This is a genomic window from Acinetobacter sp. Ac_5812, assembly GCF_013072695.1.
Taxonomy (GTDB): Bacteria; Pseudomonadota; Gammaproteobacteria; order Pseudomonadales; family Moraxellaceae; genus Acinetobacter.
The window spans coordinates 1-1,284 of record NZ_LXUK01000020.1 but is presented as its reverse complement, the minus strand read 5'-3'; the positions used below and the strand labels follow the sequence as shown (position 1 = coordinate 1,284).

The window sequence follows — 1,284 nt, the reverse complement described above, 5'->3', positions numbered from 1 at the left end:
TTTTTAGAATATATTGGGCTGAAGTGTGCTGCGTCATGGTCGATTTGCTCCGGTATTTAAGGCAGTCAAAACTCAGGTGCTCAAGATGGATATTCTTAAGAGTAAATTTAATTTCTTGTAAAAATTTATATAAAAACACACGCCGTTGTCCATATTTCTTGTTTAAATTCAGCTACTTTTTATGAGTATGCCTTTAGAGGTATAGGTAAAATTGGCCAGCCATCGCAGTATTAAAATCAGCCGTATGCTGAGCTGATCCGGCATAAAACTTAATTCAGGGAGTCAATACAGATGGTATGGATAGTTTTAGTTCTGGCCGGTATTTTTGAGATTATCTGGGCCTATTCCATGAAACTTTCAGCCGGTTTTAGCAAACCGATCCCCACCCTCATGACAGTGGTTTTTGTAATTTTAAGCTTTCTGCTGTTGAGCTATACCATGCGTACGCTGCCCCTAGGCACGGCTTATACCATTTGGTCGGGCATAGGTGTGGTCGGGGCATTTTTGCTGGGCATCTTGATCTTGGGCGAGCAGGCCACCTTGATGCGTATTTTAGCCGCCGTTTTGATTACGGCTGGACTGCTATTGATGAAATTATCCGAGCTCTCCTGATCTGCAATTTGGTGCAGGCCATCAAGCAGATGCGCAGTTTTAATGCATAAAATATTCATATCAGGAATAAATACCGGATTTAGCCGGCATCAAACAGGCCAAATCGGTTATTGGCAAACTTGGCGCGGTATTTGCTTTTTATCAATTGAACTTTGTAAAAGGAGAATGCGATGAGCTATCCGGAACACTTTGTGATTAAGAAAATTCGCTTATTAACACCGACCACCTGTGAGGTGTATATGCTGAATATGAACAAAAAGTTTATGAAAGGTTGGCTGATTCGATGCAATCAGGGTCTGGTTCAGCAGTTTCATGAACAGATGAATCATTTGATGCAGTCTGCCCAGCCTTTTCAGGCATTGTTACAGCTGAAGCAGTTTCATCGGGTAGAGGTTTTATGTTAAGCCAAATCTAGCCAGCAGAAGATTAATTTCCTGCTGGTGCTTTCGCACATCTTAATAAAAATCAATAATTTAAAAAACTTTCCTAAAAATAAAAAAACTTTCCTAAAGCCGTAGACGGCTGAAAAAAAACCCTATATAAATTCTCACAGAGAAAATAATTTTCCTAAAGAGAAAATTAAACATCGCATAGAAACTCATTTTAAAGATTGAGAATTTATAGGAAGCACCCCTATGCCCCAGAACGCTCCAGCCCAATATATTCTAAAAA

2 protein-coding genes are annotated in these 1,284 nt (G+C 39.6%); both read left to right on the top strand.

The window, feature by feature from the left end; translation table 11 throughout:
- The first annotated feature begins 291 nt into the window (after nt 1-291).
- Nucleotides 292-612 (top strand): multidrug efflux SMR transporter, encoded by a 321-nt coding sequence (locus A7P55_RS13405; protein ID WP_119687016.1) that lies wholly within the window; start codon nt 292-294, stop codon nt 610-612.
- A 170-nt stretch (nt 613-782) separates the two neighbouring features.
- Nucleotides 783-1,016 carry a hypothetical protein gene (locus A7P55_RS13400; RefSeq protein WP_004704298.1) on the top strand — a complete coding sequence of 78 codons (234 nt, stop codon included), beginning with the start codon at nt 783-785 and terminating at the stop codon, nt 1,014-1,016.
- Nucleotides 1,017-1,284 lie beyond the last annotated feature (268 nt).